The sequence below is a fragment of the Pseudomonas sp. LPH60 genome, assembly GCF_030718165.1.
Lineage (GTDB): Bacteria > Pseudomonadota > Gammaproteobacteria > Pseudomonadales > Pseudomonadaceae > Aquipseudomonas > Aquipseudomonas danubii.
Genome location: NZ_JAVAJH010000002.1, coordinates 822,334 through 835,359 on the forward strand (window position 1 = coordinate 822,334; position 13,026 = coordinate 835,359).

A 13,026-nucleotide genomic window follows, 5' to 3' on the forward strand; every position below is an offset into this window, starting at 1 on the left:
GGTGGGCGAGGAGGGGGATCTATGCTCGATGCTCTTTCCTGCCGCCAACAACAGTGAGGTGCGTCATGCGTGAAGTGGTGATCGTCGACAGCGTGCGGACTGGCCTGGCCAAGTCCTTTCGCGGCAAGTTCAACCAGACCCGTCCGGATGACATGGCCGCTCACTGCGTCAATGCGCTGCTCGCCCGCAACGGCATCGACCCGGCCAGTGTCGAGGACTGCATCGTCGGCGCCGGCTCCAATGAAGGCGCCCAGGGTTTCAATATCGGTCGCAACGTTGCCGTGCTCTCGGCTCTGGGCACTGGCACCGCGGGCATGACCCTCAACCGATTCTGTTCTTCAGGCCTGCAGGCGATCGCCATCGCCGCCAACCAGATCGCCTCCGGCTGCAGCGACATCATCGTCGCCGGTGGCGTCGAGTCCATCAGCCTGACCATGAAGAGCGTCAATACCGACAACCTGATCAACCCGCTGCTCAAGGAGCAGGTGCCGGGCATCTACTTCCCCATGGGCCAGACCGCCGAAGTGGTCGCCCGGCGCTATAACGTCAGCCGCGAGGCCCAGGACCTCTACTCCCTGCAAAGCCAGCAACGTACCGCCCAGGCCCAGGCTGATGGCCTGTTCAGCGACGAGATTGTGCCGATGACGGTCAAGTACAAGGTCGAGGACAAGAACACCGGACAGGTGCAGATGGTTGACGGCGTGGTGGATCGTGACGACTGCAACCGCCCCGACACCACTCTGGAGAATCTCGCAGCGCTCAAGCCGGTGTTTGCCGAGGATGGTTCGGTCACTGCGGGCAACTCTTCGCAGCTGTCCGATGGTGCCTCGATGACCCTGGTGATGAGCCTGGAGCGGGCCCTGGCCCTGGGACTCAAGCCCAAGGCGTTCTTCCGCGGCTTTACCGTGGCCGGCTGCGAGCCTGATGAAATGGGTATCGGTCCGGTGTTCTCGGTGCCCAAGCTGCTCAAGGCCAAGGGGCTGACGGTGGATGACATCGACCTGTGGGAACTCAATGAGGCCTTTGCGTCCCAGTGCCTGTATGCCCGCGACCGGCTGGAGATTGATAACGCCAAGTACAACGTCAATGGCGGTTCGATTGCCATTGGCCACCCGTTTGGCATGACCGGTTCCCGTCAGGTGGGGCATCTGGTGCGTGAGTTGCAGCGGCGCAACCTGCGGTATGGCATCGTCACCATGTGCGTGGGGGGCGGCATGGGCGCCACCGGGTTGTTTGAGGCAGTCCGTTAGGTTTCTAGTGCATCACCGACCAAGCCGGCCCCTATGGGGGACGGCTTGTGCTGTTTACGACCGGCACAATCGTGTTTGCGCTTTGCTGCCAACTGTCTCTGTGTCGGCCCCTGGCCCGGGCCTAGAATGTGGACCTTGCTCGTCAGGCTTTGTGGGGTTCGCATGCATGTCTCGTCCGGTCGTTGGGTTTATGGCTTGTTCCTCGCCTTATTGACCGCGTTGTTGTGGGGCATCCTGCCCATCAAGCTCAAGCAAGTGCTGCTGGTGATGGACCCGGTGACCGTGACCTGGTTTCGCCTGCTGGTGTCCGGCGGCTGTCTGTTTTTCTATCTGGCGGCGGTGGGGCGTTTGCCGCGCTGGCGCGCGCTCGGTCCCAAGGGTGTGTGGCTGGTGCCGATTTCGGTCTTGGGGCTGGTGGGCAACTATGTGTTGTACCTGATGGGCCTGAACCTGCTGAGCCCGGGCACGGCGCAACTGGTGGTGCAGATGGGCCCGATCCTGTTGCTGATCGCCAGTGTCTTTGTGTTCAAGGAGCGCTTCAGTCTGGGGCAGGGCCTGGGACTGCTGGTGCTGTTGCTCGGTTTCGGGCTGTTCTTCAATCAGCGCCTGACCGAGCTGCTGACCTCCCTGAGTGACTACACCGCCGGAGTTCTGACCATTCTCGCGGCTTCGGCGGTCTGGACGTTTTATGCCCTGGGCCAGAAGCAATTGTTGAGCGTGTGGAATTCCTTGCAGGTGATGATGGTGATCTACCTGTTCTGTGCCTTGCTTCTGACGCCTTGGGCGCATCCGCTGGAAGCCTTGGAACTGAGCCCGTTGCAGGGCTGGCTGTTGTTGGCCTGTTGCCTGAATACCCTGATCGCCTATGGCGCCTTTGCCGAAGCCCTGGCCCATTGGGAGGCGTCGCGGGTCAGTGCGACCCTGGCAATCACGCCCCTGGTGACCTTTGCCGCGGTGGCCTGGGCGGCCTGGCTCTGGCCAGAGTATGTACACGCCGAACAGATCAATGGCCTGGGTTATGGCGGGGCGCTGCTGGTGGTACTGGGGTCGGCCTTGACGGCGTTGGGGCCGTCGCTGATGGCGGGATTGCGCGCCCGACGGCAGCGGATCGCTGCGGGGTGAGTTTCGCTGGCAAGCCAGCTCCTACAGAAGTGTGGCAGTAGGAGCTGGCTTGCCAGCGAAAAAGACGCTGCGCTAACCCTGTTTTCCAGCCTCCAGCATGTTTTCCGGTCGCACCCAGGCATCGAACTGCTCATCCGTCAGGTACCCCAGGGCCAACGCCGCTTCCCTGAGGGTCAGGTTCTCGGCATAGGCCTTCTTGGCGATTTCGGCGGACTTGTCGTAGCCGATGTGGGGATTGAGCGCGGTCACCAGCATCAGGCCTCGTTCCAGGTGCTCGGCCATCTGTTGGGGATCGGGCTCCAGCCCGGCGATGCAGTGCTGCTGGAAGTTGCTGCAGCCATCGGCCAGCAGGCGGATCGATTGCAGCAGGTTGTGAATGATCACCGGCTTGAACACGTTCAGTTGCAGATGGCCCTGGCTGGCGGCAAAGCCGATTGCCACGTCGTTGCCCATCACCTGGCAAGCCAGCATCGATAGGGCTTCGCATTGGGTTGGGTTGACCTTGCCGGGCATGATCGAGCTGCCCGGCTCGTTGGCCGGCAGCTTGACCTCCGCCAGTCCCGCTCGCGGGCCAGAGCCCAGCAGGCGCAGGTCGTTGGCGATTTTCATCAGGCACACGGCAAGGGTTTTCAGCGCGCCGGACAGCGTGGTCAGCGGCTCGTGGCCGGCCAGGGCGGCGAATTTGTTGGGGGCGGTGACGAAGGGCAGGCCGGAAAGGGCGGCCAGTTCGGCGGCGATGGCTTCACCAAAACCGTGGGGCGAGTTCAGTCCGGTGCCCACGGCAGTACCGCCCTGGGCCAGCTCGCACACCGCAGGCAAGGCGCTGCGGATGGCTCGTTCGGCGTATCCCAGTTGGGCGATAAAGGCAGAGATTTCCTGGCCAAAGGTGATCGGAGTGGCATCCATCATGTGGGTGCGGCCGGTTTTCACCAGCTTCATGTGCCGGGCCGACAGCTCGGCCAGGCCACCGGACAGTTCGCTGATCGCTGGCAGCAACTGGAACTGCACGGCCTGGGCTGCTGCGATGTGCATGGCGGTCGGGAAGCAGTCGTTGGAACTTTGCGAGCGGTTGACGTGATCGTTGGGGTGTACCGGGGACTTGCCGCCGCGTGGGTTGCCCGCCAGTTCGTTGGCCCGGCCGGCCAGCACCTCATTGACGTTCATGTTGCTCTGGGTGCCGCTGCCGGTCTGCCACACCACCAGGGGAAACTGGTCGTCATGCTCGCCGGCCAGTACTTCGTCGGCGGCCTGTTCGATCAGCCGGGCAATGTCGGCGGGCAGGTCGCCATTACGATTGTTGACTCGGGCGGCGGCTTTCTTGATCAGGGCCAGGGCATGCAGCACGGATAGAGGCATGCGCTCGTTGCCGATGGCGAAATTGACCAGCGAACGTTGGGTCTGTGCGCCCCAATAGGCTTGTTCCGGGACTTCAACCTGGCCCAGGCTGTCGGTTTCGATTCGATTCATCGTGGCATTCCTCCAAGTCTGACTGGCCAGTTTAGGCCCTGATCTGCGGCTCGGGTTCCGTGGAAGGGGTTTTCCGCCCGCCGCCCGGGCAAAACCAGGGGGCGCCAGGGGGTGGGGTTGAGGGACGCGGATTAATAGGCGCAGAATGGGCGCCCTTGGGGTTCTACCTCGCCTGCTAGATAAAGGAAACTCGATGACCCGTTTTCGTGCCATCTGTACCGCGGTTGTTCTGGTGTGTGCCAGCGGCCAGGTTCTTGCCGATACCGCCAGCCACAACGCCAGTGCCGAGGCCTTCCTGACCCTGGCCCATGCGGACAAGCTCGGTACGCCGGTGTACATGCAAGTCCAGCAAATGTTTGCCCAGCGTTTTGAGCAGACCAAAGCCCCGGAATCCAAACGCGCCCTGCTGGAAACCTACCAGGCCAAGGCCAACGCGGCCCTGGACCAGGCCATTGGCTGGAACAAGCTGAAGCCGGACATGGTCAAGCTCTACACCAGCAACTTCAGCGAGTCAGAGCTCAAGGAACTGGTAGCGTTCTACCGGTCGCCACTGGGCAAGAAAGTCCTGGAAAAAATGCCTCAGCTGACTCAGCAATCGGCGCAGATGACCCAGGCCAAGCTGGAAAGCGCGGTACCGGTGGTGAACAAGCTGCTGGCCGACATGACCGCCGAGCTCGAGCCTAAGGCTGCTCCGGCGAAGAAGAAGTAAGCGGAGCCTGCAATGACCATGCAACAACGTATCGAAACGGCGCTCGGGGCCTTGCAGCCCGAGCACCTGCAAGTGCTGGATGAAAGCCACATGCACAGCCGTGGCCTGGAAACTCACTTCAAGGCGGTACTGGTCAGCGAGCAGTTCGCCGGCCTCAACAGCGTCAAGCGTCATCAGAAGGTCTACGCCACCCTGGGTGAGCTGATGGGCCAGTTCCATGCGTTGGCGCTGCACACTTACACACCCGAGGAATGGTCGAAGATCGGTGTGGCTCCGGCTTCGCCGACCTGCGCCGGAGGCAGTAAGCATTAATCGCGGTTTTTTTGATAGAATCCGCAACGCGCCGCTTATGCCGGCGCGTTTTTTTTTGCATCCGGTTCACCCTTTACGAGGGTAGCCACCTGGAGAGATTTCCCATGACACAACCCATTGTCGTGGCGGCACTGTACAAGTTCGTCACCCTCGAAGATTACGTCAGCCTGCGCGAGCCCCTGCTGCAGGCCATGCTCGACAACGGCATCAAGGGCACCCTGCTGATCGCCGAAGAAGGCATCAATGGCACGGTATCTGGCAGTCGTGAAGGCATCGACGGGCTGCTGGCCTGGCTGAAGAACGATCCACGCATGGTGGATATCGATCACAAAGAGTCGTATTGCGACGAGCAGCCGTTCTATCGCACCAAGGTCAAGCTCAAGAAAGAGATCGTCACCCTGGGTGTGCCCGGCGTGGACCCCAACAAGAAGGTCGGTACTTACGTCGAGCCTCAGGACTGGAACGCCCTGATCAGCGATCCCGAAGTGCTGCTGATCGACACCCGTAACGACTACGAAGTGTCCATCGGCACCTTCGAAGGCGCCATCGACCCCAAGACCACCAGCTTCCGCGAGTTTCCGGACTACATCAAAGCCCACTTCGACCCGAGCAAGCACAAGAAAGTGGCGATGTTCTGCACCGGTGGCATCCGTTGCGAGAAGGCGTCGAGCTACATGCTCAGTGAAGGCTTCGACGAGGTGTTCCACCTCAAGGGCGGGATCCTCAAGTACCTCGAAGAGGTACCGCAGCAAGAGAGCAAATGGCAGGGCGACTGCTTTGTATTCGATAACCGGGTCACTGTGCGCCACGACCTGAGCGAAGGCGACTACGATCAATGTCATGCCTGCCGTACTCCGGTGAGCGTCGAGGATCGGGCTTCCGAGCACTATGTGCCGGGCATCAGTTGCCCTCATTGCTGGGACAAGCTGAGCGAGAAGACTCGCCGCAGCGCCATCGATCGGCAGAAACAGATTGAGTTGGCCAAGGCCCGCAACTTGCCGCACCCGATTGGTTACAACTACAAGCAATCACCTTCCGAGGCTTGAGCCATGTCTGCCCGCCTGCTCTATGTGATGGACCCGATGTGTTCATGGTGCTGGGGCTTTGCGCCCGTGGCCCAGGCCCTGGCGGAGCAGGCCCAGGCCGCCGGAGTCGAGTTGCATCTGGTGGTGGGCGGCTTGCGCACCGGCAGCGGGGCGGCACTGGAGCCCAATACCCGGCGCTACATCCTTGAACACTGGCAGGCGGTGCATCAGGCCACCGGCCAGCCGTTCACCTTCGAGGGTGCCTTGCCCGATGGCTTTGTCTATGACACCGAGCCGGCTTGTCGCGCCATCGTCACTGCTCGCAGCCTGGCTCCGGACTGTGCCTGGAAACTGTTGGGGTTGATCCAGCGGGCGTTCTATGTCGAAGGCCGCGATGTCACCCTGGCCAGTGTGCTGGTGGAGTTGGCGGAGCAGGCCGGGGTTCCTCGGATCGAGTTCGCCGAAGCCTTCGATCGCGCCGAGCAGCATGCCGCCACGGCGGCGGATTTTACTTGGGTCCAGGACCTGGGGATCGCCGGATTTCCCACCTTGCTGGCGGAACGCAACGGCCAGTTGGCCTTGCTGACCAACGGCTATCAGCCGCTGAGCGAGTTGTCGCCGTTGCTGGGACGCTGGTTGGAGCGCGCCGCCTGTGCCTGATTCAGTCGATTCAAGCCCCACCGGTAAAACCGTAGATCGTTTGAGCTGGGGGGAAATCCGTCGCCTGGCCCTGCAACATAGAAAGTCGCTGTGGATTGCCAATGGGGTGGCCGTGCTGGCGACCCTGTGCAGTGTGCCGATTCCGCTGTTGCTGCCGTTGCTGGTGGACGAGGTGCTGCTGGGCCATGGCGATGGCGCATTGCAAGTGATGAACCGCCTATTGCCCGATGGCTGGCAAACTGCGGCGGGCTATATCGGGTTGATGCTGTTGATCACCCTGATCCTGCGTTGCTCCGCCCTGGTGTTCAACGTGGTCCAGGCGCGGCTGTTTGCCGGTTTGGCCAAGGACATCGTCTATCGGATCCGCGTGCGCCTGATCGAACGGCTCAAGCGCATTTCCCTGGGGGAGTACGAAAGCCTGGGGGGAGGCACGGTCACTACGCATCTGGTCACCGACCTGGACACGGTGGACAAGTTTGTCGGTGAAACCCTGAGCCGATTCCTGGTGGCCATGCTGACCCTGGTGGGTACGGCCGGCATTCTGATGTGGATGCACTGGAAGCTGGCGCTGCTGATTCTGCTGTTCAACCCGTTGGTGATTTTTGCCACGGTGCAACTGGGCAAGCGGGTCAAGCACCTGAAGAAGCTGGAAAATGACAGCACTTCGCGTTTCACCCAGGCCCTGACCGAGACCCTGGAGGCGATCCAGGAGGTCCGCGCCAGCAACCGCCAGGGCTACTTTCTTGGACGCTTGGGCCAGCGTGCCGAGGAGGTTCGGGACTACGCCGTGGCCTCGCAGTGGAAAAGCGACGCCTCGGGCCGGGCCAGTGGTTTGCTGTTCCAGTTCGGTATCGACATTTTTCGTGCGGCGGCGATGCTCACAGTGCTGTTCTCCGACCTGTCCATCGGCCAGATGCTGGCGGTGTTCAGCTACCTGTGGTTCATGATCGGCCCGGTGGAGCAGTTGCTGAACCTGCAATACGCCTATTACGCCGCGGGCGGGGCCCTGACCCGGATCAACGAGTTGCTGGCGCGGGCCGATGAGCCGCAGTACAGCGGTGGCGTGGATCCGTTCCAGGGGCGCGAAACCGTCGGCATCGAGGTCCGCGGCCTGAGCTTCGGCTACGGCGATGAGCGGGTGCTGGACAACATGAATCTGTCGATTGCGCCTGGTGAAAAGGTGGCTATTGTCGGTGCCAGTGGTGGGGGCAAGAGTACCCTGGTGCAGCTGTTGCTGGGGCTGTATACGCTGCAGACCGGGGTGATCCGCTTTGGCGGTGCCACTCAGCAGGAAATCGGCCTGGAAACGGTACGGGATCACGTCGCCGTGGTGCTGCAGCATCCTGCCTTGTTCAACGATACGATTCGCGCCAACCTGACCATGGGCCGTGAGCGCAGTGATAGCGCTTGCTGGCAGGCCCTGGAAATTGCACAGCTCGAACCCACCGTCAGGGCGCTGCCCCAGGGCCTGGACAGTGTGGTCGGGCGCTCAGGTGTGCGTCTTTCCGGTGGGCAACGCCAGCGCCTGGCTATTGCGCGGATGGTACTGGCCGAACCCAAGGTGGTGATTCTTGATGAAGCCACGTCCGCTCTGGACGCAGCCACCGAGTACAACCTGCATCAAGCCTTGACGCGTTTTCTGCGTGGGCGGACTACGCTGATCATTGCTCATCGCCTGTCGGCGGTTAAACAGGCTGACCGGGTTTTGGTGTTCGATGGCGGGCAGATCGCCGAAGATGGCGACCATCAGCAGCTGATTGCTGATGGCGGCCTTTATGCCAAGCTATACGGGCATTTGCAGCAGGTTCGATAGTCTTGAGTTTTGTCCGGGTTTCTGTGTTTAGTGCTTGAATTTCCTGGTGGAATAACCGCTTCGGCTTGAGAGAGCGGCCGTTTCCCCGTGAAGGTTCGCCCCGGACGCTGCCCAGCCTGCGTCGGAGCTATGGAAATTCGCCTAATCTGTGCTGTCTGAGTCGGGACTACTGGGTGTTCATTTGGCAGTGCGCAAGCAAGGACCCTCATGAAGCAAAAGCGGACTTTCGCAACGCCGCGGTTGTTGGGCATCGTCTGGCCCTTTATCGCCGTGGTGTTATTTCAAGCGCTGTTGGGCGGCCTCAGCCTGTATGTCCTGTCGGCAGTGCGTGGCTATGTTGCCGGTGAGAGCTTGTGGTCCAAAGGCCAGAAAGACGCCATCTACTACCTCAATCTGTACGCCGACAGCCGTGACGAAGGCACCTTCCTCAAGTACCAGAACGCCATAGCCGTACCCCAGGGCGGGCATGAGTTGCGGGTGGCCCTGGATAGCCAGCCGCCGGATCTTGAGGCGGCGCGCCTGGGGATTCTCAAGGGCGGCAATCACCCGGATGACGTTCCTAGCCTGATCTGGCTGTACCTCAACTTCCGACATTTCAGCTATCTGGAAAAGGCCATCGATTTGTGGACCGTGGGCGACGGCTACCTGCTGCAGCTCGATACGGTAGCCCGAGAGATGCACAAGGGGATCGGCAGCAACAGTGCCAGCGAAGCCGACGTGCAACGTTGGAAGAGTCAGATCTTTGCTATCAACGATGGAGTCACGCCGGCGGCCAAGGCCTTCAGCGATGCCTTGGGGGAAGGCTCGCGGGTGATCCTGCGCCTCTTGCTGGTGACCAACCTGGCCACAGCGCTGATCCTGATTGCCCTGGCCTTGCTGCGTACCCACAAGCTGCTGGCCCAGCGGCATGCCTTTGCCGACGCGTTGCAACTGGAGAAGGAGCGCGCCCAGATCACCTTGCAGTCCATTGGTGACGGGGTGATCACCACGGATGTCGAGGGCGCTATTGCCTATATGAACCCCGCGGCGGAAGAACTGACTCGCTGGAAGGCCGAGCAAGCGGTGGGGTTGCCCCTGGCGGCGTTGTTCAATCTCTTGGACGAAAACGCCCAGGCCGACGGCTTCACTCTGATCGAACACATCCTCAGTGGCCAGCTCAGTGGCGGCAGCGAGCATTCCAAGCTGATCCAGCGCCTGGATGGCAGTACGGTGTCGGTGACCCTGGTGGGTGCGCCGATCCGCAATGCCGGGAAGGTCAGTGGCACGGTACTGGTGTTGCACGATATGACCCAGGAGCGGCAGTACATCGCCAATCTGTCCTGGCAGGCGACCCACGATGCCTTGACCGGCCTGGCCAATCGCCGGGAGTTCGAATTCCGCCTGGAGCAGGCGTTGCACGGCTTGATCCGCCAGCCCGCCAGGCATGCGCTGATGTTTCTGGACCTGGACCAGTTCAAGCTGGTCAACGACACCTGTGGCCATGCGGCTGGGGATGAGTTGCTGCGGCACATCTGCGCGTTGCTGCAGTCGGGGCTGCGCGAAGGTGACACCCTGGCGCGATTGGGCGGGGACGAGTTCGGGATTCTTCTGGAGAACTGCTCGCCGGAGGCGGCGGAGAAGATTGCCGAAGGGCTGCGTCAGACTGTGCAGAACCTGCATTTTGTCTGGAAGGGCCGGCCATTCGTGACCACCGTGAGCATTGGGCTGGTGCATATCGCCCAGACTCCCACCACGCTTGAGGCGTCGTTGCGGGCAGCGGATATGGCCTGTTACATGGCAAAGGAGAAAGGTCGCAATCGGGTGCAGGTCTATCATGCCGACGATTCAGAACTGTCCCTGCGATTTGGCGAGATGGCCTGGGTTCAGCGGCTGCACATGGCCCTCGAGGAAAACCGCTTCTGCCTCTATTCCCAGGAAATCACCGCCCTAGGTCGTACCGAGCATGATGGTGGGCACATCGAGATTCTTCTGCGCCTGCACGACGAGGCCGGCCGGATGATCCTGCCGGACAGCTTCATTCCGGCGGCGGAGCGTTACGGCCTGATGACCTCTCTGGACCGCTGGGTGGTACAGAACGTATTCAAGATCATCGCCCAGTGCATTGCCGAGGGCCGGGAAGGACCAATGGCGATGTGTGCGATCAATCTGTCGGGTACCACCATTGGCGACGACGAGTTTCTCGACTTCCTGCGAGAGCAGTTCGTGGTCTATGGCGTACCGCCGAAGATGATCTGTTTTGAAATTACTGAAACCAGTGCAATTGCCAATTTGGGCAGTGCGATCCGTTTTATAAATGAACTCAAGGGTTTGGGCTGCCATTTTTCCCTGGATGACTTTTGTGCGGGAATGTCGTCGTTCGCTTATCTCAAACATTTGCCTGTAGACTTCCTCAAGATCGATGGAAGTTTCGTAAAGGATATGCTGGACGACCCGATTAACCGCGCCATGGTCGAGGTGATCAACCACATCGGGCATGTCATGGGTAAGCGCACGATTGCCGAGTTTGTTGAAACACCGCAGATCGAGCAGGCCCTGCTTGAGATCGGCGTGGATTATGCTCAAGGCTACATTGTTGAACGTCCGCAATTATTCACCTGTGACAGCTTACAGTGTCGACCCGTGCGGCCACAGCCGCTGTTGTTCAAGGCGCCCGGCACGTTCCGTTGAAACCTCTTTTGGATCCGCATATCACAATCAAAAGGAGCCCGACAGTGATCGACACATTCAACCGAACCGGCCCGCTCATGGAAGCTGCCAGCTACCCCGCCTGGACTCAGCAATTGATCCGGGACTGCAGCGAGAGCAAGCGCCGTGTGGTGGAGCATGAGCTGTATCAGCGCATGCGTGACAACAAACTCAGTGCCAAAGTCATGCGTCAGTACCTGATCGGCGGCTGGCCTGTGGTTGAACAGTTCGCCCTGTATATGGCGCAGAACCTGACCAAGACCCGTTTTGCCCGTCACCCTGGCGAAGACATGGCACGTCGCTGGCTGATGCGCAACATTCGGGTCGAACTCAATCATGCCGATTACTGGGTGCATTGGAGTCGGGCCCATGGTGTGACCCTGGAGGATTTGCAAGCTCAGCAAGTGCCACCGGAGCTGCATGCCTTGAGTCACTGGTGCTGGCACACCAGTTCGGCGGATTCGCTGATCGTGGCGATCGCTGCAACCAACTACGCCATTGAAGGGGCGACGGGCGAATGGTCGGCCCTGGTCTGTTCCAGCGGCGTCTATGCCGCTGCGTTCCCGGAAGAAGACCGCAAGCGCGCGATGAAGTGGCTGAAGATGCATGCCCAGTACGATGATGCTCATCCCTGGGAAGCCCTGGAAATTATCGTCACGCTGGCGGGTTTGAATCCGAGCAAGGCCCTGCAAGTTGAGCTGCGCCAGGCCATCTGCAAGAGCTATGACTATATGTACCTGTTCCTGGAGCGCTGCATGCAGCAGGAAAAAACCACAGTGACTCGCGAGCGCCTAGCGCTGGCTGAAGGGTAAGTCGGGCGGGGGCTTTACGGGCAGGTCGATTGTCATGGGCAAGGGTTGCCTGAGGCAGTGGAGTTGCCCGTGATTGATATACAAGTGCGAGGCCTGCTACCTAGCCCGCCATTGCCAGCCGATTGCGTCCTTCCCGCTTGGCCACGTACAGCGCGCTATCGGCGCGGCGCAACAGGCTCTCTGCGGACTCACCCGGCAACAGGGTCGAACAGCCCAGGCTGACGGTGAGTTCGATCAGTTTGCCGTCAGCCTGGTATTCCTGGGCTTGGGCGGCATTTCTCAGCCGTTCGCCCACCATCGCCGCTGCGTCGCGCCCGGTGTTGGAGAGCAGGATCAGGAATTCTTCCCCGCCAAAGCGAAAGACCATGTCCACATTACGCAGTTGCCCCTTGATCGAGGCGGCAACGGCCTTGAGCACTTCGTCGCCAGTGCTGTGGCCGTAGCTGTCGTTGATGCGCTTGAAGTGGTCGATGTCCAGCATCAGCAGTGACAGTGGGAGTGAGTGGCGGCGAGCCATCTCGATTTCCCGTTGCAGGGTTTGGTCCATGGCGATCCGGTTGCCGGTATCGGTCAACGGATCGCGCAGGGCGCTGCGGGTTGCAGCGCGATACAGCAAAGCGTTGCGCATCGGGTACAGCAGGGTTGAGAGCAACGACTCCAGGTAACCCTGTTCGGTCTCGCTGAAGCGTTGGCTGCGGCGGAACACCAGCTCGCCCATGGACTCGCCTTCGTGGCTCAGGTTGTAGCTGATGGAGTGGTGACCGCGCTGGCCGAACTCCAGGCGCAGGTCGCTGAGTGGGTGCTGGTAATGGAGGGCGTCGAGGGGGACCAGGCGTTGCACTTCGCGAAAGAACAGGCCGAGGATGCGTTGCGGCTCAAGGCTGGTTTGCAGTTGCAGTCCCAGTTGTTGGCGCAATTGTCCGAGGCTGACGGGCTGTTTGATCAGCGGTGTCTGTTGGCCAAAGCCCAGGCGTTGCAATTTGGCGCTATCGAAGTCAATTGCGTTGGTCTGGGTCGGTGTTTTCATTTGAGCTTGAGCCCCCTGAGCACTAATTACGGTGTTTCTGCCTGGGTGAGAGCGGCTCTGAGCTGCGCGTCATACTGTTCCTTCAGTCCCGTAGGACAATCGCGCACATTTTAGGCCGCTTCGCCTTTGGCTATAAAGCCCTCG

General features: G+C 60.8%; 11 protein-coding genes. 9 read left to right on the forward strand and 2 right to left on the reverse strand.

All coding sequences use genetic code 11. The features are described 5' to 3' along the window. The first annotated feature begins 65 nt into the window (after positions 1 to 65). Together Q8O96_RS09455 and Q8O96_RS09460 are read left to right on the forward strand one after the other, a co-directional pair. Positions 66 to 1,250 (forward strand): thiolase family protein, encoded by a 1,185-nt coding sequence (locus tag Q8O96_RS09455; RefSeq protein WP_102860833.1) that lies wholly within the window; start codon positions 66 to 68, stop codon positions 1,248 to 1,250. A gap of 162 nt (positions 1,251 to 1,412) precedes the next feature. After that, complete coding sequence (locus Q8O96_RS09460) at positions 1,413 to 2,372, forward strand: DMT family transporter (RefSeq protein WP_102860834.1); 960 nt, start codon at positions 1,413 to 1,415, stop codon at positions 2,370 to 2,372. Between the two features lie 72 nt (positions 2,373 to 2,444). Here Q8O96_RS09460 and Q8O96_RS09465 read toward each other — a convergent pair whose 3' ends face one another. Further along, positions 2,445 to 3,839, reverse strand: a complete 1,395-nt coding sequence (locus tag Q8O96_RS09465; protein WP_102860835.1) for a class II fumarate hydratase — start codon at positions 3,837 to 3,839, stop codon at positions 2,445 to 2,447. Between the two features lie 193 nt (positions 3,840 to 4,032). Between Q8O96_RS09465 and Q8O96_RS09470 the strand changes: the two genes are divergently transcribed. From Q8O96_RS09470 to Q8O96_RS09500, 7 genes are all read left to right on the forward strand, one after another. After that, entirely contained in the window at positions 4,033 to 4,548 is a 516-nt protein-coding gene (locus Q8O96_RS09470; protein WP_102860836.1) for a DUF2059 domain-containing protein, read from the forward strand. Between the two features lie 12 nt (positions 4,549 to 4,560). Then, positions 4,561 to 4,860 (forward strand): BolA family transcriptional regulator, encoded by a 300-nt coding sequence (locus tag Q8O96_RS09475; protein ID WP_102860837.1) that lies wholly within the window; start codon positions 4,561 to 4,563, stop codon positions 4,858 to 4,860. A gap of 104 nt (positions 4,861 to 4,964) precedes the next feature. After that, positions 4,965 to 5,906 (forward strand): rhodanese-related sulfurtransferase, encoded by a 942-nt coding sequence (locus Q8O96_RS09480; RefSeq protein ID WP_102880484.1) that lies wholly within the window; start codon positions 4,965 to 4,967, stop codon positions 5,904 to 5,906. 36 nt (positions 5,907 to 5,942) lie between these two features. Further along, positions 5,943 to 6,545: a DsbA family protein gene (locus Q8O96_RS09485; protein WP_170003873.1), complete on the forward strand. Its 603-nt coding sequence runs from the start codon at positions 5,943 to 5,945 to the stop codon at positions 6,543 to 6,545. Further along, on the forward strand, positions 6,538 to 8,358 hold the full coding sequence (locus Q8O96_RS09490; protein WP_305948707.1) for an ABC transporter ATP-binding protein: 1,821 nt from the start codon (positions 6,538 to 6,540) through the stop codon (positions 8,356 to 8,358). The genes Q8O96_RS09485 and Q8O96_RS09490 overlap by 8 nt, the downstream gene beginning before the upstream one ends. 207 nt (positions 8,359 to 8,565) lie before the next feature. After that, positions 8,566 to 11,025, forward strand: coding sequence for an EAL domain-containing protein (locus tag Q8O96_RS09495; protein WP_102860841.1), 2,460 nt, complete (start codon positions 8,566 to 8,568; stop codon positions 11,023 to 11,025). Between the two features lie 77 nt (positions 11,026 to 11,102). After that, positions 11,103 to 11,855: a TenA family transcriptional regulator gene (locus tag Q8O96_RS09500; RefSeq protein ID WP_222933806.1), complete on the forward strand. Its 753-nt coding sequence runs from the start codon at positions 11,103 to 11,105 to the stop codon at positions 11,853 to 11,855. A gap of 100 nt (positions 11,856 to 11,955) precedes the next feature. On the opposite strand, the gene Q8O96_RS09505 is transcribed toward Q8O96_RS09500, so the two are convergent. Continuing rightward, complete coding sequence (locus Q8O96_RS09505; protein WP_102860843.1) at positions 11,956 to 12,882, reverse strand: GGDEF domain-containing protein; 927 nt, start codon at positions 12,880 to 12,882, stop codon at positions 11,956 to 11,958. Positions 12,883 to 13,026: the final 144 nt, after the last annotated feature.